This window comes from Kitasatospora sp. NPDC092286 (assembly GCF_044755565.1).
GTDB lineage: Bacteria > Actinomycetota > Actinomycetes > Streptomycetales > Streptomycetaceae > Kitasatospora.
The window spans coordinates 49107-67412 of sequence record NZ_JBIVRD010000009.1; the positions used below are offsets into that span (position 1 = coordinate 49107).

Sequence of the window (18306 nt, forward strand, 5' to 3'; positions counted from 1 at the left end):
TGCTTCCTTACAGGGAGGTGGAGGCGGATCGCCAGGTGACGGAGAGGCGGGAGGTGTTGGTGGCGTCCTGGGCGGACCAGCGGATGTCGGAGAGCCCCGGGGGGATCGCGAAGGCGTCGAGGCGCGAGCGGCGGGTGAGGAGCCCGGCGGCGGAGCCCTGCCCGTTGCGGGTCACCCAGCGGGTTCCGGGCCGGGTCTCGATGCCGATCCACTCGCTGTCGCCGAGGGCGAGCGGCTCGAATTCGAGGACTGCGTCGGGGTGGCCCTCGATCCAGACCTTCGGGTTGACGACGGGCCCGGTGATGCGGATCGTCGGCCAGCTGGGCCGGTTGCCGTTGTTGACGGCGCGGCCCGGGCGGGACTCGGGGTCGGCGGTGCCGGCGGTGAGCGGTGCGCGCAGCGGGGCGGTGAAGCCCTCCTTGTCGCGGTTGGACGTGTCGAGCGGCAGGTTGACGCCGGACACCTCGTCGGCGTACCAGGCGGGGTCGAGCCCTTCGAAGGTGATGTGGACGGGGATCCAGCCGTGCACGGCGCGTGCCATGCTGACCGCTCGGACGCTGGCGACCCGACCGAACAGCCGGCTGGCGGGTCGGCCGGGGCGGCGGATCCGCAGCACGTCCGTGGCGCCCGGTTCCAGGCGCACCGGGCTGTCGGCGGTGGCCTCCAGCTGGGCGAACAGGTCGAGGGCGGCGGCAGGGTCGCCGGGGGTGCGGATACCTGCCTGGATGCGCAGGGTGCGCACGCCGAGGAGGTCGCGGCCCGGGTAGGAGCCGTCCTCGCCGGGGATCGGCTGGGCGGTGCTGCGCTTGTCGGGGGTGCCGGGGCCGTCGATGTCCTCGATGAGGACGGGGGTGCCGTGGCCGATGACGACTCCGGCCAGGTCGATCTGCCAGTCCGTGAGGTCCGGGTAGGTGGCCATCAGGCGCGGCCTCCCCTCTGGAGGTGGCGAAGTCGTTGCATGACGGCGTCGGCGACCTGCTCGCCGGTGACGGCCGACCCGGTCACGGTGATCGGCATCTCGCCGATCAGCGGTGCGGGGGTGCTGTCGCGCACGACCACGGTCGTGGCCCGGGCCTGGGCGGCGACGAGCTTCACCGCGGAGCGCGCGGGAGCGGCGGCGGCCGGGCGGGAGGTGACGACCCCGCCGTCGGCGAAGTAGGCCTTCCCGCTGGTGCCGCCGTAGAGGACGGTGCCGCCGAACCGGCGGGCGGTCTCCTCCAGGATCAGCTTCGAGCGGGCGCGCTTGGACGGGGCGAGGGGGATGTAGGACTCCCCCAGGGTCTCCGGCTCCCCGAACACGCGCCAGCTGCCGGCGGGGACAATCTCGGCGATGTGGTTCTCCGGGCCGCGTGGTGCGCGGATCCCGCCGTTGGCGTAGAACTCGACGATGCCGCCGTCCTTCTTGTGCGCGGCGAACGGCGAGTCCCAGGCGCCGCCGTTGTATCCGGCGGCGCCCTGCGGGGTCAGCACCACCGGGATGTCGATCCGGCTGGGGCTGTTGACGTTGACGTTGATCGTCTTCTGCCCGGGGATGCTCTTCACCGAGCCGCCGATCGCGTCCAGCTGCGCCTGCACGGCCTTCATGTCGCCCGACATGAGGGCCTTGGTGAGGTTGCTGGCCGCCTCGGAGCCCTTGGACTGCGACACCTGCGCGATCAGGCTCAGCATCGCCGTCCACTCCTCCTTCGAGGTCAGACCGGCGCCCTTGAACGCGGCGACGATGTTGTTCAGGTCCGGGGGCGACATCGGCGGCGACGTGCCCCACAGCGCCTTCAGCTGCGCCATCGCTTTGTCGACATCACCGGCGAGCAGGGCCTGCGACAGGGCGTTGGCGGCATCCAGGCCGCGCGCCCGGGCCATCTGGTTGATCAGGTCGAGGCCGGACCCGAGGTCGGCCTGCGCCGTCGTCGTCGCCGCCCCGACGGCCGCCGACATGTCGGTGATCGCCATCTGCTGCATGAGCTTGCCGAAAGTCGCGACATCGTCGGTCTCGGCAGCCCTCGCCCACGCGCTGGCCGTGTCTTTGCCGTACTTCTCGGCGATCAGCGGGACCTGCTCCAGTCCGGCCCGGTAGGCGTAGTTGGAGCGGGCGGTGCCCTCTTCGACGATCTTCTCCAGCTCGTCGGCGACCTGCCCCTGCCCGTTCTTGAGCTTGTTGACGAGCTCGTCGAGCATCCCGGCGCTGGACACGCCGAGCTGCGCGAAGTGGTCGACGAGGCCGGTGTGACCGCTGACGGCCAGCTCGGACAGGTTCTTCTGGAAATCCCTCTGGGTCTGGAGCTGGCGGCGCATCTCCGCCATGTAGTCGTCGAGGCCCGCCTTGGTGACGGCGGTGAGGTCGGCGAGCTGGTCGGCCGTGCCCTTCTTCCCCTGCTTCAGGTTCTCCACGAGGTCGTGGGCCATGCCGGCGGAGGCGTCGCCGAGCTTCGCGAAGTGGGCGGCGAGCGGGGCGTAGCCGCGGGAGGTGAGCTCGTCCAGGTCGGCCTGGAACGACTTGTGGGCCTGGGCCTGCTCGGACAGCTTGGTGATGTACCCGGACAGGGAGGTCTTGGCGAGGTCGATCTGCAGGCTCCCGGCGCGGCTGCTCTCCGCAACCCTCTCCTGGGCGGCCTTCCACGCGTCGGCCGGGGCGACGATGGACTCCATCGCCTTGCCCATCGCCTTCATCTCGTCCGACCACTTGGTGTTGCCGTTCTTGTCGGTCGGCAACTGCATCGACGGCGACCACACGTCCATGTTGGTCTGGACGCTCTGCTTCATCTTGGCGTTCACGATGTCCATCGCCGCGGCCTGCTCGGCGTCCTTCTTGATGGCGTCGTCCCACATCTTGTGGCGCTCCGCAAGGATCGACTTGGCCTTGTCGAACGAGGCGTCGAAGCCGCCCACGTTCGCGTCCCAGGAACCGGCCTTCGCCAGGTCGAGCTTCTCGTTGAGCTTGGCGAGCTTCTCGCCGCCGGACATGAGGCCGTCGATGACCTCGGTCATCTCCAGGCCCGCGGCCTTGAGCTTGGCCATGTCGGCGGAGTTGGCGAGGGATTCGGCCAGCGCCCGCATGCCGGCGCCGACGTCGTGCTGCTCACGCTCGGAGCGCAGCGCGGCGGTGAGGTCGTCAGTGACGGCCTTCGCCTTCTGCTTGCTGGCCGAGTAGGCGGCGTAGCCGAGGACGCCGACGGCGAGGATGCCGGTCAGGCCGGACGCGGCGAGGGCCGTGCCGCGCAGCAGGGCGGGCAGGATCGACGCCCCGGCCTGCGCCTCGGCGGCGGCCGCACGGAACGCGACCAGCTGGGACGACAGTTGGGCGACACCGGCGCGGGCGACTAGGGCGACGGCGCCGAGCGCCATGAGCACGCCGAGTGCCGACTTCACCGGCGCGGGCAGGTCGTTGAACGCTCCGGCCACGATCGACGCGTACTGGGCGAGTTCCTGTAGGACGGGCAGCAGGATCCGCGCCACGTCGATGCCTGCGGCGGCTGCCTCGTTCTTGAACAGCGCGAACTGGCCGGACACGGTGTCCATCTGGATCGAGTACGCGTGCTGCGTCGCGTCGGCCCGCTCCACGGCACTGGTGATCGCCGAGTAGGTGTCTGCGTAGTTCTTGCCGTCAGCGGCGGCCAAAGCCAGCATCGCGCGGACAGCCCGAATGTCCTTGAAGTAGTTGACGGTGGCTTCGGCGGCGCCCCCGGTGGCGGCGTTGATCTTGCCGAGCACCGTGTAGAGGCCGTGCTGCTCGATGGCGGACGCCGCGGACTCGTAGCCGAGGTCGTGGATGAGCCCGGCCAGGTCCTTCGTGGGCTTCATCAGTCGCGTCATCAGCATGTTGAGGCTGGTGGCGGATTCGGCGGCGGGGATGCCTGCGAGGGTGATCGCGGCCAGGGCCGCGCTGACCTCGTCGAAGCTGATGCCGGCGGCGGCGGCCATCGGCACGACGTCGCCCAACTGGGCGGCAAGTTCCTCGAACGAGATGACGCCCTTGTTGACCGTCATGAACATGATGTCCATGACGTCTGCCGCCGCACTGGCCGGCATGCCGTACGCCTTCAGCACGCCCAGCAGCGCGGTCGCCGCGGTCTCCGTCGTCGTCAGACCGGCGCTGGCCCCCTTAGCGGAGACCTCCAGGATCTCCATCGCCTCCGCGCCGTCGAACCCCGTGCTGACGATCTGATACAGACCCTCCGCCAACTGGCTTGTGGTCTGCGGAAGTTCGGTACTGAGCCTGACGATTTCGTCGGTGAACGACCGGACGTTGTCGCCGGTGATCTGCTCGGAGATCGTCAGCACGTTGGCCATCTCCTTCTCCAAGGAGATGGCGCCCGCCACGCCGACGGCGAGGATCGCGCCGAGCACGAGACCGCCCGTGACCAGCCCGGAGACCCGGGCGGCGGTCGCGGCCTGGGCCGCCGCGGCTGCCTCGGTCTGTGCCCGGCCGACCTCGGTTGCGGCGGTCGCGGCCCGCCGTGCGGCCTGCTCCTCCGTCTCGGCGAGGGCGCTGCGCGCGGAACTCGCCGCCACAGCTGCCTGCGCGGCCCCGGCACTGGTGCGCTCGGCGAGCGCCGACGCGCGCGCGGCACTCTCCTGCGCTGCGGCGGCCCGCCCGGCCTGGACGGCCTGCGCCTCACCGGCGCGGGTCGCGGACTCGGCGGCCGCCTGCGCGGTTCGCTGCGCTGCCTCCGCCCCGGCGCCAGTGGTGACCTGCGCCCGGGCGGCCATCGTCTGCGCCAGCTCCTGCGCACGGGTCGCCCGGGTCGTCGCCTCGATCGCCGCCGCCCGCTCGGCCTCCGCACGGGCGGCGGCCTGCGCCGCGACCGTCTCCGCGCGGCCCGAGCGTTCGGCGGCAGCTGCGGCGGCCTGCTGGGCAGCCGCCGACCGCTCCACTGCGGCCCGCACGGCCTGCTGGGCGACGGCGGCTTCCTGCGCGGCGGCGACCTGCGCCCGGCCGAGCCGGGCAGCGGCGGCCTCGACCCGCTCCAGCTCCACACGGGTACTCGACAACTGCCCGTCGAAAGAGCGGAGTTGCTGCGCGCCGCCGCGCAGCCCGGTCGTCAGACCGGCCAGCCCCGCCTGGAGCTGGACGTAAAGGGTGTAGGCGCCGGCCACCCGGCTACTCCTGTCTGGACTGCCGGAGCAGTCCGATCTTCACCCCACGCCCCTCGGCCCCCTCAGGGACCTGCTCGTTCTCCATGTCGATCAACTCGCAACCCGGGCAGCGGTGCGTCTGCGAGACGTACGCGTGCCGGTCACCGCCCTGATCGGGGTCCCACTCCTGCGGCCTCGTACCACAGCCCTCACACACATCCCGCCGGTACGCCGCGAACGCGAGGGCCTTCTCCCGGTCCAGCGCCGTCCACCGGCCGCCCGCAGCCCCCATCAGCTGCGAGTGCGGAATGCGGTACGCCACGCACAGGTCCATCTGCGCCGCGAACTCCGGGTCGGCCGTCAGCCTTTTCCCAGGTCGGCCCGGAGCTTCTGGTTGACCATCAGCGCCCCGGTGAACAGGACCTTGGCGTCGCCGTCCGACCACTCGTCCAGCAGGCTCTGCGCGTCGGCGACGGTCATGCCGTCCACCTCCGTGCCGGCCGCGTCCCGCTCGACGTGGCTGGCGGCGATCAGGGCCGACGGAAACGTGTCGACGTTGTAGTCCTGGCCCTTGTCGGCCTGCTCCTCGGTCGGGGCGTGGGCGGCGAGCAGTGCCTCCCACACCGGCCGGGGAAGGGCGCGGAACGTCAGCTCGATCGTGGCGTCGGCGAGGGCCTGTTCAGCCGTCGCGAGGACCGAGTGGGCGATGACGACCTGCGGGTGCGCCCCCACGAAGGCGTCCACCTGGCTGTCCTCGATGCCGTGGCCGGCCGCGGCAGTTCGGGCGGCGGCGCGGGCCTGCGCCAGCTTCAGCTGCGCGTCGGTCACGGCGGCTTTCGCCGCGTCGTCGTCGCAGATCCGCACCGTCCGCTCCGGCAGGGCCCGGGCCTTGAGGCGGGCCATCTTGGCGCGCCAGTGCGCATCCCGCGCCACGGCCTGGACGGGAGGCTCGATCGTGTTGGTCGTCATCGCCCGCCCCCTCAGCCCGCTGCGGCGGCCGGAACCGGCGCGTCCAGGGTCGGCAGGTCGCTGATGGAGAAGCTGACCTTGAACTTGGCGGGCTCGGTGCCGGTCGAATAGCTCGGCGCGCGGGAGCCGACGCGGACCGGGAACACGTCCAGCGACTTGGACTGCGGGATGTCGCCCTTGCGGAGGATGCAGATGTAGCCCACCGCGTCCTTCGACAGCAGGGCCTCGATCACGTCGCTGGCCAGATCCTCGTAGAAGGTGAGGGCGCTGTTCGCGGCCTTGTCCTCGCCCGGGATGCTCGTACTGAACTTGTTGCCTAGGTCCGGCGTCTCGATCGGGGAGTTCTCCAGCGACCAGCCTTCGATGTCCGCGATCTGCTTCGACAGGTCGGTGCCGGCGGTCAGCTCCTGCCGGGTCGGGATGTTCGTCGGGGCGGCGATCGTCGTCAGGAAGAAGAACTTGGTGACGCCGCGGCGCATGTACCGCTGCTGCGTGGAAGCCACGCGACTCTCATTTCCGGGGAACTCCGCACCCGGGGTTCATGACCACCGGAGACCCGTTCCCCTGACGGCCACCCACTGCGAGGGGTGGTCGAGGAGTCGGCCCGTACCGGCGGTCGGGCGTCCGTGCGGGGGTCTCCACGGTGAGATGTGCCAACCAGGGGTCGGCGGGCGGGTCAGCTGTCAGGTGTCGTGACGTGCAGCAGGACCCGCGTGACGTAACTGTATACGCCGTTGGCGACGGACTGGCCGTCCTCCTTGTCGATCTCCCGGCCGATCACGGTGTGACCGGCCGGGACGATCGGCGTGACGAAGCCGCCCTTCGGCCCGACTGCGAGCAGCGTGGCGCGGACCTTGTCGGCCATCCACTCGACCTGCTCGGCGGTGCTGGCCACCGACGTGATCTGGTAGACCATGCGGCCGTCACCGGCCTGGTCACCGAACGGCGGCCCCGACGACGTGCCGCCGAGTGGGTACAACACGCTGTAGGGGATCGTGTTCCCGGTCGGCTTGTCCGCGGCGACCGGCGCCGCCCCGTACCCGCAACTGCGGCCGGTGCCGGCGGCCAGCGCGTCCCGGAGCGCGAGGGAGACGACCCTTCCCTGCACAGGCATCTACTCGCCCTCCTCGTCATCGTTGCCCGACTCGGCGTCGGCGATCCGGCAGGCGGTGATCTGCCCGGTCAGGTCGAGGTCGGCGTACCGGATCAGCCCGGCCCGGTCCCAGGCGGGCATGTCCGCCGGCGACGCCTCGGCGTACAGGCCCAGCTCGCCGGTCTCCTCGTCCACGACCTCCAGCACCAGAACCATCCGCGACAGCAGCCCGGCGCCGTGCGCCCGCAGCGCCCCGGCGACGGCCTGGTGGATGTCGTCGGTCAGCTGGCTCATCCGGCCACCACCTGTTCGGCGACACGGCCCATCGCCGCGAGGAACAGCGGCTCGACGCGCTCCACGGACGGCCCAACGTGCGGAAACGGCGGCTGATGGAACACCCTGCCGAGACTGTCCGGCCCGACGAACCCGTACTCCAGGCGCGGCCCCTGCGGGCGGCTGGTCCCGACGATCGCCTCCACCCCCGTCGCGGAGGCCCGCACCTCGGTGGTCCACGAACGCCGGTAGTCGCCGGTCTGCACACCAGGTCCGGGGCGGCCGGACGCGGCGGCGCGGATCGCGGTCTCCAGCAGCATCGCGTGGTGCCGCACCACCGCCGTAGCCGCCGGCACCGCAACGGCGGCGCGGGCCTCAAGCTGTGCGGCGACGACGGCCGCGTTGCTCGTCACGCTGGCCATCAGCCCTCCACCTTCTCCAGCTCGGCGGGCTGCCGCTTGCCCAACGCCCACTCCGTGAGCTGGAGGAGCAACGCCCGAACGAACTCGTGCGGGCCGCCGTCCTGGAGGTCGTGACGGTCGAGGACGGCACGCTCGGTCTCCGCCGGGTCGAGGGCGGCGAGGAACGCGGCGGCGGCCGGACCCGGGTCGGGGTCGGCGCCGACCACGATCCGGGCCGCGCCCTCCCACTGGGGGTCGGCGGTGGGGCGCAGCAGCAGAAGCAGCTCCGGGGGCTGCCCGGCGGTGTGCTGGAGCCGGTAGGAGGCGACGTGGGCGGCGATGTCGTGGCCGTCGACCTCCAGGCGCGCGGTCGGCCCGGACGCCTGGATGCGGACATGCCGCAGCTCAGAGGGGGTGGTGGGGGTCATGAGGCCGAGCCTAGGCGTGGCAACGGACATCCTTCTGCGGAGCCGGGCAGGAGGCACACCTCGCTGCGCTGCCAGCAGTTCCCCTGACGTAGGGCACCTGCCTTGGAGAGAATCCCGACATGGCTCAACTCGAACCGCTGTCACCCGAACTGGAGGAGCAGCGCGAGGCGTACGTGCATCTCCTACGCGCCGGACAGCTTTCCCCCTACTCGCTTCCCGCCGTAGCGTCCGCCGTGGAGAAGGCCGTCCTCGCGCGCGCGTGGGCTCGGACCCGCTACCTGAACGAAGCAGTGGGGAGCCGAATCTACGTGCTCTCCGTGGCGGGGACGCACCCACGGATCAAGGTCGGCGTGACGGCCGACGTTCGGGGCCGCATCGCAACTCACCTGAACGAGTACCACTGCAACGGGCACGGGCTCGTCGACGCGTGGATCTCAAACTCGTTCCTCGACGCAAGTCCCATAGAGACGGGCATGCACAAGCTCGTGCGGATAAGTCACCGGACGAGCTACCGGCGGGAGGAGTATCCGGGTGCAGACTTCAGGAGCTTCTGTGAGGTAGCGGCCTACTTCGATGCGAAGTTGAGCCTCACGGAAGATCAGGTTCGGCTCCACGAGCGGGAGCAGCAGAACCGCGCGCAAGCGTGGGAGGAAGAGCTTCGCTCGGCAGAACGCCACGCCAGAAGCGCCTTCCAGATCGGCGAGGCCGGAAGTAGCTGATTTTCGAACAATAGGATCAGCTCAGCACTCGAATCCCAAGTGGCATTCATTGAACTAGATTCACGACCACCCCCATACGCGCTCCTAATTGGCTCGCGAGCGCCCCGCCTGGGGGATTACCTCTGATATTCTCTTGCACGCAGCCGACTCTTCGAGAGGCGGCGCCCTCTCCGCAGGAGGGAGGTAAAACGGGATTGAGCATCGGCATGGATTCGAACGAATCTCCGCTGGTGTGGACATGGCTCAGGCGAACCGCCGACGTATCGGCGGTAACTGTCTGCTGTATTGAGATTCTGGTCAGATTTTTCCATTTTCTCAACGGCTAGCGCCGAGAGCTGCGGGGACGGCCAAGCGCCCGCTGCGCCGGGCCGCCCCCTCGTCCGCGCCCGTCCCGGGGCACCCCGCCCGAAGGTCGTACGCCTGCTGCGGGGTGTCCCACCCTATTGCGTGGACTCAGCCCCGGAGGGCCGTTAGAAGGCTACCACTTCTAACGATGCCAACGTAAAAGAATGACCGTCAATCCATGAACATTAGCGCCCCGATCCCCACTGTCTTAGTCCAAAAGAATGGCAGAAAGAACGGCCGGCGGCACGCTTTCCCCACCTAAACGGCAAAGCTCTGACCTGCGGCGATTCATTATCGCTTCACTCTTTCGGAGTAAATGGCGGCAACCGTTCCGGAGGGTTGGCCGCACGCCAAACCCCAGCCCTAGCGCCGAACCTACACGGCCACGACCTCGTCAAGCCGGGTGATCCGGGCGACGGCTACAGTGCTGGCCTCCCCCGCGTCGAGGGCCTGCCAGATGCGGCCGATCGTGCCGGCCGTCGGGGTCTTCGCCGTGACGACGGTCACGAGGTCGCCGCGCTGCGGGAGCGGCGCCGACAGCGGGGTGACGAGCCCATACCAGGACGCGGTGTCCTCCAGCCACCGGCCGCCGACCAGGTGCTCGACCGCGGCGAGGCCGTGAGCGGAGAGCACCGCTCCAGCGCCCTGCCACACCGTCGTTGTCGGCGCGGGCCCCACCAGCCCGGTTTCGACGTCCAGCACGGGGGTTCCGGTCGGCCTGCTGATCCGCACCTCGTCCACCATCACGGTGCTCTCCAGGACCTGCCGGACCGCTTCGAGGTCAACCGGCGCGGTAGGGGTACTCACGCCGCACCGCCGCTGGTCTTCTCGATTCGCATCCACGTCTGTCGGACGACGGACAGGGCGCCCGTCTCCCCCGGGTCGAGGATCTTGAAGGTCCGGCCGACAGCAGCTGGATCGGCGCTCTTCACGATCGTCACCGTGTTGCCCTCCGCCGCGACGGGCGCGGACATCGGGGTGAAGAGGAGGTAGCGGCCGTCACCGTCGTCCTTGTACGGCTGGCCCTCCAGGCGGAGCACAACGCCGGGCCCACCGGCGGCGCGGTGCAGTCCGGGTCCCTCGTAGGCGACAACGCCCGGGCCGGGGACGTACTGGCCGGTGTTCGGGTCGAAGATCTGGGGGCCCGGCGTGCTGAGCCGGACTTCCTCGGTCAGGAGCAGGCGCTCCACGATGGCGCTGACGCCGATGGTCGCGGGCGCGCCGGAGCTGGGTTCGGTGGTGGGGGTGGTCATGATCTGAGCCTAGGAACCGCAGCCGACACTTCCCCCGGCCAGCAGCAACGGCGTCCGGCGCTAGCATCGGCGGCATGAGCAGCAGCGAGCACCTGGCGGTCACGGGCACGTGGCCGACGTGCGGTCACGAAGGCCCGGCCGGCACCCGCACCGGACCCGGTCTTGGCCTCTGCCTGCGCCCGCGTGGCCACCGCGAGCGGGCGGACGGCACCGGCCCCGTTCTCCACCGTGACCAGGTGCACGAGTGGGAGGAGCAGCCCGAGCAGCCGTGGTGGGCCGCCCTGGGTCTCGACTCCGACGGCAGTCCTCTGACCTGACCTTCCCGTGGCCTGGCGAACTGTCCGAACTCGGCGTTTCGGACAGTTTCCTATGAGGACAGTAGAGGTTCGTCGGAGAGACCCCCACGCGTGCTGGCTGCTTACCGTCCTCGACCGGTCCTCTGCCACGGAACGCGAGGGGAGATCACTCCGGCCCGGACCGCCGCCTCGTGCTCGGCGTCGTCCTTGAACCGAGCACGTCGGCCGCATGGGCAGTTACCTCGGTAGTGATCCTCACCGTGCCTCTGGAACTTGTCTCGACGCCGGTCGCGTTCCTCCCTGTAGGCACCGCGTCCGGGAAGGGCCGTCGCCGGACCGCAGCACGGCGCTGGTGTGATCGGCGCAGGCCACACCGCCCAGTCACACGAATGCCCGGCACGCGCGCACCGCGGCCCTGGCGGCCTATGAGTCGAGCGGGATGACAGCGTGGGTGTCCCAACAGATCTGCCAACCTGGCAAGTCCGCGCCGGGCGTCGGGACGCGCCGCCAGTACACCTCGATCAGGGCAATCCGGCTCACGGTGAATGGCGCGTGGCCGGGCCGCACGTAGTGGATGATCTGCGCAACTTGATCGGTGTCGATGTCCGACGCGGCGTACGCGGCGGTCGTGTGGAGAACGCCAAGCGGGTAGCTGGCTGCTTCGGCGCCGAAGACCTCGTGGACGGCGGTACGGACGCGGCGCTGAAGTAGGGCGAGGTGGTCATCGGGGTGAAGGTCCAGGCGCACACCGGTGCGGTACGCGATCGGCGATCCGGCTTGCAGAAGGACCGGCCCGATGCCGGCCACGGCGGTGCGCAGCCGCTCGGCGAATTCGTCGCGGGCTGCGTGGCCGATGGCGTCAGCGGATGCGGAGGTGATCATGTCGAGGGTGATATGTGCGCGCTTGTCCGGGACTGGCACGACGGGCAGCCCCGCGAGCGCCTTGCGCAAGCCAGCGAGTAGGCCCCGTAGGGCCGACCCTTCTGGCAGGTCGGGCAGGGCGTACACCTGGAGGGCCCGGAGCCCGTCGGGCCAGGGTTGGATGCCGAAGGTGGGGTGGAACGCCTTCATGAGGTTCTCCTCGTCGCAGGAGGGCTGGGAACGGCCGTCTCAGCTTGGGAGCAGCACGGGGAACCCCGCCCGGTTTCCCGCCGGCGCCGTGATCCGTCTACCGCTGGACCTGGGCAGGTGCTCCGATGACCTGCTCGTGCCCTGCGGCGGGGTCGCTCGTGAAGCGGGCGGCGACTGCGGCGAAGTCGGCGCTGTTCCACCGCTCGGGCCTCATCCGGATGGTGACATCCTCAGCCAGCTGCTCGACGGTCGCGGCGAGGTAGGCGTCGGCCTGGCCGGGCGGCATGTAGCGGTGGGCCATCCTGCCGCGTTCGGCCGGATCGACGGGATCCTCGATCGACACGACGGGGCCCTCCACACTCACGTACCGGCAGGGTGCTTCCTCCTGCTGGGTGCAGAGCGCGAACCTGCCGGCTGCCCGGATCAAGCTGGCCTTCGCCGAGTTGCGGCCGGTGATGATCGTGATCAGCCCGCCGGGCTGGTAGATGTACCAGATCGGCACGGCGAGCAGGCCCCTGCCGGGTTCCGCGCCGTCACCGCTGACGGCTAGCACCCCGACGTGGGGCGCGGCCAGGAAGCCTTCGCGCTCGGCGGTGGTCATGGCGAAGGACACTGGCTCGACCTCCCGTAGGTGGAGACCCGCGCGCAGCTGTCGCGGGCCGAGCACTGTGGGCCGTACCCGGGCCGACGGTTGTCCGAACAAAGGATTACCCGGACGGCGCACCCGGTAGCCGCCGTCCGGTCTCGGCCGACCGTGGCCGATCATGGAGGGGTGAAGCCGCCAACGTCCGTACCCGCGTCACCATCGCAGCCCACACCGCCCGGCGGCCCGGATCAACCGACGGCCCGGGCAGCGTGGCGGGCGGTCTCCGTGCTGGCTGACAACCGGTGGCGTGTCGGGATCCTCGACCGCTGGATACCGCACCCCGGGCCGCCGACATGGTGGGAGGCGGGCGTCACCTGGGGCCCAGATCCGAAGCAGGACCGGGCGGTGCTGCGCTTCGACCCGCAGGTGATCGTCGAGCTGGCGCCCCCGGCAGGCCCACCCGGCCGTGATGCCGAAGAGGTCGAGGCACTGAAGCCCGGCGCGTTCCACACCACACCCGCGCCGTGGCTCCCGGTATGGGTGGCGGCGGATGGAGGCTGGCATCTTGCGCGCCTTCTCGCCTGGCACCAACCGTCCGACGGCAGCAGCTGGACGGTGACCGTCCGGGCCTCCCTGGACGAAAGCGCCCCGGTGCGGCACTTGGTGTTCGATCCGGCGGCTATCGAGCCGGTCCGCAACCAGCCCCCTCAGTAGACCGGAGCCCCGGCCGGGCAGCCGCAGCGGATCAGTCGGGGATCCGACGGACCGCTGCCCCGGGAGCAGGAACGCGTGGGACGTTCCACTCCCGGGACAGCATGCTGGAGGTCACTCAGAGCGCCGTCCGGCGTCCGGGGCGCTCTTCGGCAGAGGAACCTAGACGGACGTCGGGGCCGACCAGATCGGCATCTCGGATGCCGCCGGCACCGTCCAGATCGGGAGGCCGGATGCCGCCGGCACCGTCCAGATCGGGAGGCCGGATGCCGCCGGCACCGTCCAGATCGGGAGGCCGGATGCCGCCGGGGCCGCCCAGATGGCGACGTCGGTCGGCGCGGCGACGGCGACCGGCGCGGTGAGAACGCCTGCGGCGGCGACGGCGGCCGCGATGGTGATGGTGCGGAGAGACATGGGTTTCCTCTGGTGATCGGATTTCGGTTGATCGATGTCGTTGTGCTGCGGAGCTGGCCGTCGAGTTGACGGGGCTCGCAGGCGGCGGAACGGCGGTCCGCGCGCTCGATCAACGGGCGGGGCGATGGTCACGAGCAGCGCCCTTCGTCGCGGAGCTGGGTGGTCAGAGCCGGTCGTGGGCGGCTTCGATGAGCGCGCGGGCGTCCGGGCCGTAGGCGGCGGACTGGGCCAGGAGGTCGAACATCGCCGTGAACCGCTTGATGAGGGGCATTTCGGTGACGGTCTGGGGGCCGACGAGACTGTCGATCCCGACGCGGACGCCGTTGTAGATCGCGAAGCCGCCGGGGACTGTCGCCTTCAGCTCGGCGCCGAAGGGGATGATGCCCAGGCGAAGGCCCGGGGTGTCGAGGCGGTCCAACAGGTGCCGCAGCTGGGCGCGCATGACGTCGGCCCCACCGACGACGGTCGTGATGGCGTGCTCACCGAGCAGGACGTGGTAGGCGCGGTTGTCCTGGCCGAGCAGGCGGCCGCGGGCGAGGCGGGTGATGACGGCGGCGTCGATGTCCTCGCCGGTAACGTCCATCACGCGGCGCAACCGCGCGTACGTCGCACGGATGTAGTCGGCGGTCTGCAGCTCGCCCCAGATGATCTCGGGCTGGAACGCGCGGTGATCGGTGGTGACCTCGGCGAGAGCCAGGAAGTCGTGGTGCATGGCGGCGAGGGCCTGGGGCGGCTGGGCCATGGTGCGGGTCATCTCGGTCTCCTGAATCGGGTTGATGCGGTGGGCTGGTGGTCGGCCGTGGGGCGTCGGCGGGCCACGGGCATGCGGGCGGGCTGGGACAGCGGGACGGATCACGGCTTCACCCGCAGGTGGTGGCGGAGGCGGTTGACGTCGCGGGTGCTGCTCAGGGCCCGGTACAGGTCGAGGCTCTCCCGGTACCGTTCGGCGGCCCGGTCGTGGTGGCCGGCTCGGGCCTCGGCCTGCCCGAGGTACTCGGTGACCCTGGCGGTCCAGTGGCCGTCGGGGACGGCGGTGAACTCCTCGCGGGCCTGGAGGAGCAGGGTTCGGGCTTCGCCGTGGTCGCCTTGCAGGGAGTGGGCCTCGCCCCGGCGGGCCAGGGCCCGGGCCGCGTTGCGCAGGTCCGGCGCGGGTAGAGCGAGCAGGTCACGGCGGGCGCGGTCGAGCAGCTGGTGCGCGGTGTCGAAGTCGCGCCTGGTGGCGGCGATCGAGCCGCCCATGGTGCGGGCGAGCGCGGCCCCTCGGGGCTGGCCGAGCCCGTCGTAGAGGTCGACCGCCGTGGTGACGTAGGGCGCGGCGAGGGCGAGGCGCCCGGCGTCGTAGAGGACGGACCTGAGCCCGGCGGTGTACTGGGCGATTCCTTCCTGATCGCCGGTCATCTGGGCGAGATCGAGCGCGAGGCGGTACTGCTCGATCGCATCGTCGTACCGCTGGGCGTAGGTCAGGCCGAGCGCGAGGGTGCTGGCCATCTCTCGCTGGGCCATGGGGTCGGAGCACCGCTGCGCCGCTTGGAGGCCGTCTTCGTGGTGGCGGATCCACTCGTTGATGGGCCGGTCCAGCTGCCAGAGCGGTCCGAAGGCGTGCGTGATCTGCCAGCGGAAGGCGGTCTTGCGAAGACGTCGGGCTGCGTCCTTGGCGGGTTGGAGAGCGGGCAGGTGGGCGCGCAGCCAGGTGCGCGCGGCGTCGGGGTCGGTGAACTCTGCTTCCTCGCCGGGCGGGTGGTGGTAGGTGCGCGGCAGCACGCGGTGGTGTGGGGCGAGGAGGCGTTCGGCACGGGTGGCGGTGCGCAGGAGGTAATCGAGGTAGGACAGCGTGGCGGTGGCCGCGCCTGCGGGGCCGTCGTGGGCGGCGATGCGCTGTTGCGCGTGCTGGCGGATCTCGGCGGGCATCCGGTACACGTCGCCCCGGCCCGGTACCTCGCCCACGGCTTCCAGCAGGGCACGATCCGCGAGGAGGCGTAGGTGTTCGCGGGCTTCGTCGGCTCGGAGCCGGGCGGCTGCCGCTGTCGCGCAAGGGTCGAGGTCGGGGGCCGGGACGGCGGCGAGCAGGCAGTAGACGCGGGCGGAGTCGTCCGGCAGGCCGCGGTATGCGGTGTCGGCGGCGGTCACGGTGCTGTTGTCCGTTCGGTCGGAAGGGCGTTGGGCGAGGGCGGCCGCGGCGTGGAGTCGGCGGTGCGGGGCGTGGGCAAGGTCGGCAGCTATCAGGGAGAGCGGGCGGGGCAGGTGACCGCAGACGTCAGCGATCCGGTCGAGAGCAGCGGGGTCTTCGGCGGCACGCTCGGCACCGAGGATGCGGGTGAGGAGCGTCCGGGAGGCGTGCGGTGCGAACGGGAGGAGTTGGTGGTGGACGGCTCCGTGGGCGGTGAGGCCGGGCAGCGCGTCGCGGCTGGTCACGACCACCAGGCAGTTGGGTCCGGCGGGCAGCAGGGGGGTGACCTGATCGGCGTTCGCGGCGTCCCCAAGGACCAGCAGCAGTCGCCGCCCGGCCGTCACGGATCGGAGCATCGCCTCCAACTCTGCTCGCATCCAGGGAAGTTGGGCATCTGATTCGTACCCGAGGGCGCGCAGGAGCGAGCGAAGCGTCTCGGTGGTGGGTGCGGGGCCGCCGGGCGCGGTCGCACGCAGGTCCGTGACCACTTGGCCGTCCGGGTAGGACGCAGACAGGGTGTGGGCCCAGCGGTGCGCCAGGGCGCGCTTCCCTGCGCCACCGGGCCCGTCGATCACAGCCAACGGGGATGCGAAATCCGGTACCGCGCTGAACACCCGGGCGAGCGCGGTGAGCGACTCCTCCCGATCGGTCCACGTGGCCGGCACAGGACGGAGCTGGCGTGGAACCGGCGGTACGACATGCCCCGGTGCTGGCGCGTGGATGTGCACCCCGCCGGTGATGTTGCTGGCCTGTACGACACTGCCGTGGATGGTGCCGCCCAGCATCCGGTTGTCGATCCTGTCGCCGCTCACGCTGTCCCTTCGACGTGGCTCGGGCCGGACCGGCCGGTGCCCATCCGGGTCCGAGGGCGGGAGGTGGGTCATTTCGGGTAGTCCTCGCAGGGGGCGTGGGCTGCGGCTGGGCGCTCTCAGCAGTAGTTGCGGAGCCGGGCGAGGGTGCCTCGTGGGTGGTCGAGGACCGCGAGAGGCAGCGGGATCGGTTCGTCGAGCGGGTCGTGCCGGCGGTCGCGGAGGGCGGATTCGACGAGCCGCCAGCAGGTGCTGTGTCCGACGACGACGAGCGTCTGCCCCGCCGGCAGGGCTTCGTGGAGGGCGAGGAGGCAGGGGAAGAGGCGCTGTTCGACGTCGCGTAGCGATTCCCCGTCCTCGGGGCGTGCGTCGTACATCACGTCGTAGCGGGGCCAGTCCGGGTCGCCTGCGAGGTCGCTGAAGCGGGCTCCGTTGTAGTTGCCGAAGTCGCGTTCGCGTAGGTCGTCGTGCGGGATCAGCGGGCACCGGCCGTTGCTGATACGGCGGGCCGTGTCCAGGGCACGTGGCTGGGGGCTGCTGTAGATGACGGCGGTGATGTCGAGCGCGAGGTCGTCGCCGAGCCGGTCGGCACCGGTGAGGGCTTCGGGCAGTAGCGGTGCGTCGTTCCGGCCCATGAGGATGCCGTCGGCGTTCGCGGTGGTCCGACCGTGGCGGATCATGACGAATCGGGCGGTCACGGGCAGCCTCCCTGGGGTGCCCAGCGGTGGTCGGCGATGATGACGACCTTGAGGCGGTCGGGGGCGGGGTTGGCGTACGCGCGGAAGGCGCGGTTGACGCCGATGGCGGGGTACGCGCGGTCGCCCAGCAGGGTGGCGAGGATGTCGAGGTGGTTGTGCAGGTACGTCTCCGCCGGGGCGAAGACCTGCTGCCAGGGCGGGGTGATGCTCGCCCGCAGAGTGAGGTTGCGGCGCAGGAACTGCGCGTAGGGGATCGAGTAGTCGGGGTCGTCAGGGACGCCGAGGGCGAGGATCGTGCCGTCGTGGCGGGTGATGGAGATGGCGTCGCGAAGGGTGTGCTGCTGGTGGCCGACGGCCTCGACGCAGATGTCGACGGGCGTGGCGGTGTGCTTGCTGGCAGGCCAGGCGGAGGCGGTGTCCTGGAGGTGGCGGGTGATGCCGAACGCCGCGAGGAGGTCGTGGTGGCGGGCAACGGGGTCGACGCCGGTGACGATGGCGCCGCGGCGGCTGAGGACGAACGCGGTGAGCAGGCCGATCGGGCCCAGGCCGAGGACGGCGACGTGGCAGCCGTCGACATCTCCGAGCTTCGCGGTCGCGTGCAGGACGGTGGCGAGCGGCTGGATCAGCGTCGCCTGGGCGTCGGTGAGGTGCGCGATGGCGATGGGGTGGGTGGCGGCGCGGTCGGCGAGGTAGATCTCGGCGAGCCCGCACTCCTCGACGGGCATCGCGAGGACTCGCTGCCCTGCCCGTAGGCCGGTGTCCCCCGGGTCGGCGACGCGGCCGACGCACTCGTGGATCGGGAAGCCGACACGACCCGAACGCGGGTCGGCCGTGCTGCGCCACTTCGGCAGGTCGCTGCCGCACAGGGCGGCGGCGGTGAGGCGGACGGTCAGCTGTCCCGGGCCCGGCACCGGCTCGGGTACGTCGTCGAGGAGTTCGAACTCCTGGGGGGCCTTGAGGCGTAGCGCGTACATGGTGGGCGGGTCTCCTCGTCGTGAAG

At 71.0% G+C, this 18306-nt stretch carries 21 protein-coding genes; 3 read left to right on the forward strand and 18 right to left on the reverse strand.

All coding sequences use genetic code 11. From position 1 onward, the window contains the following. Positions 1 to 7: 7 nt before the first annotated feature. The 9 genes from ACIQIB_RS11220 to ACIQIB_RS11260 all read right to left on the reverse strand — a co-directional run bounded on the left by ACIQIB_RS11220 (position 8) and on the right by ACIQIB_RS11260 (position 8237). Positions 8 to 919, reverse strand: coding sequence for a hypothetical protein (locus tag ACIQIB_RS11220; RefSeq protein ID WP_400757623.1), 912 nt, complete (start codon positions 917 to 919; stop codon positions 8 to 10). Further along, entirely contained in the window at positions 919 to 5094 is a 4176-nt protein-coding gene (locus ACIQIB_RS11225) for a phage tail tape measure protein (RefSeq protein ID WP_400757624.1), read from the reverse strand. Before ACIQIB_RS11225 ends, ACIQIB_RS11220 begins: the two co-directional genes overlap by 1 nt. 4 nt (positions 5095 to 5098) lie before the next feature. After that, on the reverse strand, positions 5099 to 5395 hold the full coding sequence (locus ACIQIB_RS11230) for a hypothetical protein (RefSeq protein ID WP_400757625.1): 297 nt from the start codon (positions 5393 to 5395) through the stop codon (positions 5099 to 5101). 38 nt (positions 5396 to 5433) lie between these two features. Then, positions 5434 to 6042 (reverse strand): hypothetical protein, encoded by a 609-nt coding sequence (locus tag ACIQIB_RS11235; RefSeq protein ID WP_400757626.1) that lies wholly within the window; start codon positions 6040 to 6042, stop codon positions 5434 to 5436. Between the two features lie 11 nt (positions 6043 to 6053). Next, positions 6054 to 6545 (reverse strand): hypothetical protein, encoded by a 492-nt coding sequence (locus ACIQIB_RS11240; protein WP_400757627.1) that lies wholly within the window; start codon positions 6543 to 6545, stop codon positions 6054 to 6056. Positions 6546 to 6718: 173 nt separating this feature from the next. After that, the gene (locus ACIQIB_RS11245) at positions 6719 to 7156 is read right to left on the reverse strand and encodes a hypothetical protein (RefSeq protein ID WP_400757628.1); all 438 of its coding nucleotides are present in this window, start codon (positions 7154 to 7156) and stop codon (positions 6719 to 6721) included. Continuing rightward, positions 7157 to 7429: a hypothetical protein gene (locus ACIQIB_RS11250; RefSeq protein WP_400757629.1), complete on the reverse strand. Its 273-nt coding sequence runs from the start codon at positions 7427 to 7429 to the stop codon at positions 7157 to 7159. Further along, positions 7426 to 7830, reverse strand: a complete 405-nt coding sequence (locus ACIQIB_RS11255) for a hypothetical protein (RefSeq protein ID WP_400757630.1) — start codon at positions 7828 to 7830, stop codon at positions 7426 to 7428. Before ACIQIB_RS11255 ends, ACIQIB_RS11250 begins: the two co-directional genes overlap by 4 nt. Beyond that, on the reverse strand, positions 7830 to 8237 hold the full coding sequence (locus ACIQIB_RS11260; protein ID WP_400757631.1) for a hypothetical protein: 408 nt from the start codon (positions 8235 to 8237) through the stop codon (positions 7830 to 7832). The genes ACIQIB_RS11255 and ACIQIB_RS11260 overlap by 1 nt, the downstream gene beginning before the upstream one ends. A gap of 119 nt (positions 8238 to 8356) precedes the next feature. Between ACIQIB_RS11260 and ACIQIB_RS11265 the strand changes: the two genes are divergently transcribed. Beyond that, positions 8357 to 8956 carry a hypothetical protein gene (locus ACIQIB_RS11265; protein WP_400757632.1) on the forward strand — a complete coding sequence of 200 codons (600 nt, stop codon included), beginning with the start codon at positions 8357 to 8359 and terminating at the stop codon, positions 8954 to 8956. Positions 8957 to 9676: 720 nt separating this feature from the next. Here the strand turns inward: ACIQIB_RS11265 and ACIQIB_RS11270 are convergent. Further along, the gene (locus ACIQIB_RS11270) at positions 9677 to 10108 is read right to left on the reverse strand and encodes a DUF6093 family protein (protein WP_400757633.1); all 432 of its coding nucleotides are present in this window, start codon (positions 10106 to 10108) and stop codon (positions 9677 to 9679) included. Next, on the reverse strand, positions 10105 to 10554 hold the full coding sequence (locus ACIQIB_RS11275; RefSeq protein WP_400757634.1) for a DUF6093 family protein: 450 nt from the start codon (positions 10552 to 10554) through the stop codon (positions 10105 to 10107). Before ACIQIB_RS11275 ends, ACIQIB_RS11270 begins: the two co-directional genes overlap by 4 nt. A 74-nt stretch (positions 10555 to 10628) precedes the next feature. Between ACIQIB_RS11275 and ACIQIB_RS11280 the strand changes: the two genes are divergently transcribed. Continuing rightward, positions 10629 to 10871 (forward strand): hypothetical protein, encoded by a 243-nt coding sequence (locus ACIQIB_RS11280; protein ID WP_400757635.1) that lies wholly within the window; start codon positions 10629 to 10631, stop codon positions 10869 to 10871. A 402-nt stretch (positions 10872 to 11273) separates the two neighbouring features. Here ACIQIB_RS11280 and ACIQIB_RS11285 read toward each other — a convergent pair whose 3' ends face one another. Continuing rightward, positions 11274 to 11921: a 2'-5' RNA ligase family protein gene (locus tag ACIQIB_RS11285; RefSeq protein WP_400757636.1), complete on the reverse strand. Its 648-nt coding sequence runs from the start codon at positions 11919 to 11921 to the stop codon at positions 11274 to 11276. Positions 11922 to 12018: 97 nt separating this feature from the next. Beyond that, complete coding sequence (locus ACIQIB_RS11290) at positions 12019 to 12534, reverse strand: pyridoxamine 5'-phosphate oxidase family protein (protein ID WP_400757637.1); 516 nt, start codon at positions 12532 to 12534, stop codon at positions 12019 to 12021. Between the two features lie 378 nt (positions 12535 to 12912). On the opposite strand from ACIQIB_RS11290, the gene ACIQIB_RS11295 reads away from it, so the two are divergent. Next, positions 12913 to 13221: a hypothetical protein gene (locus ACIQIB_RS11295; protein WP_400757638.1), complete on the forward strand. Its 309-nt coding sequence runs from the start codon at positions 12913 to 12915 to the stop codon at positions 13219 to 13221. Between the two features lie 159 nt (positions 13222 to 13380). Here the strand turns inward: ACIQIB_RS11295 and ACIQIB_RS11300 are convergent, their stop codons facing one another. The 5 genes from ACIQIB_RS11300 to ACIQIB_RS11320 all read right to left on the reverse strand — a co-directional run bounded on the left by ACIQIB_RS11300 (position 13381) and on the right by ACIQIB_RS11320 (position 18280). Continuing rightward, the gene (locus ACIQIB_RS11300) at positions 13381 to 13632 is read right to left on the reverse strand and encodes a hypothetical protein (RefSeq protein WP_400757639.1); all 252 of its coding nucleotides are present in this window, start codon (positions 13630 to 13632) and stop codon (positions 13381 to 13383) included. A 163-nt stretch (positions 13633 to 13795) separates the two neighbouring features. Further along, the gene (locus tag ACIQIB_RS11305; protein ID WP_400757640.1) at positions 13796 to 14386 is read right to left on the reverse strand and encodes a DUF5753 domain-containing protein; all 591 of its coding nucleotides are present in this window, start codon (positions 14384 to 14386) and stop codon (positions 13796 to 13798) included. Between the two features lie 98 nt (positions 14387 to 14484). Then, positions 14485 to 16611 (reverse strand): tetratricopeptide repeat protein, encoded by a 2127-nt coding sequence (locus ACIQIB_RS11310; RefSeq protein WP_400757641.1) that lies wholly within the window; start codon positions 16609 to 16611, stop codon positions 14485 to 14487. Between the two features lie 116 nt (positions 16612 to 16727). Beyond that, complete coding sequence (locus ACIQIB_RS11315) at positions 16728 to 17306, reverse strand: histidine phosphatase family protein (RefSeq protein WP_400757642.1); 579 nt, start codon at positions 17304 to 17306, stop codon at positions 16728 to 16730. Next, a complete protein-coding gene (locus tag ACIQIB_RS11320) occupies positions 17303 to 18280 on the reverse strand; it encodes a zinc-binding dehydrogenase (RefSeq protein WP_400757643.1) in 978 nt (325 codons plus the stop codon). The genes ACIQIB_RS11315 and ACIQIB_RS11320 overlap by 4 nt, the downstream gene beginning before the upstream one ends. Between the last annotated feature and the right edge of the window lie 26 nt (positions 18281 to 18306).

Coding starts and splice junctions, on each gene's coding strand:
- ACIQIB_RS11220 (WP_400757623.1), bottom strand. CDS start 919: ATGGCCACCTACCCGGACCTCACGGACTGGCAGATCGACCTGGCCGGA.
- ACIQIB_RS11235 (WP_400757626.1), bottom strand. CDS start 6,042: ATGACGACCAACACGATCGAGCCTCCCGTCCAGGCCGTGGCGCGGGAT.
- ACIQIB_RS11245 (WP_400757628.1), bottom strand. CDS start 7,156: ATGCCTGTGCAGGGAAGGGTCGTCTCCCTCGCGCTCCGGGACGCGCTG.
- ACIQIB_RS11250 (WP_400757629.1), bottom strand. CDS start 7,429: ATGAGCCAGCTGACCGACGACATCCACCAGGCCGTCGCCGGGGCGCTG.
- ACIQIB_RS11255 (WP_400757630.1), bottom strand. CDS start 7,830: ATGGCCAGCGTGACGAGCAACGCGGCCGTCGTCGCCGCACAGCTTGAG.
- ACIQIB_RS11260 (WP_400757631.1), bottom strand. CDS start 8,237: ATGACCCCCACCACCCCCTCTGAGCTGCGGCATGTCCGCATCCAGGCG.
- ACIQIB_RS11265 (WP_400757632.1), top strand. CDS start 8,357: ATGGCTCAACTCGAACCGCTGTCACCCGAACTGGAGGAGCAGCGCGAG.
- ACIQIB_RS11275 (WP_400757634.1), bottom strand. CDS start 10,554: ATGACCACCCCCACCACCGAACCCAGCTCCGGCGCGCCCGCGACCATC.
- ACIQIB_RS11280 (WP_400757635.1), top strand. CDS start 10,629: ATGAGCAGCAGCGAGCACCTGGCGGTCACGGGCACGTGGCCGACGTGC.
- ACIQIB_RS11285 (WP_400757636.1), bottom strand. CDS start 11,921: ATGAAGGCGTTCCACCCCACCTTCGGCATCCAACCCTGGCCCGACGGG.
- ACIQIB_RS11300 (WP_400757639.1), bottom strand. CDS start 13,632: ATGTCTCTCCGCACCATCACCATCGCGGCCGCCGTCGCCGCCGCAGGC.
- ACIQIB_RS11305 (WP_400757640.1), bottom strand. CDS start 14,386: ATGACCCGCACCATGGCCCAGCCGCCCCAGGCCCTCGCCGCCATGCAC.
- ACIQIB_RS11320 (WP_400757643.1), bottom strand. CDS start 18,280: ATGTACGCGCTACGCCTCAAGGCCCCCCAGGAGTTCGAACTCCTCGAC.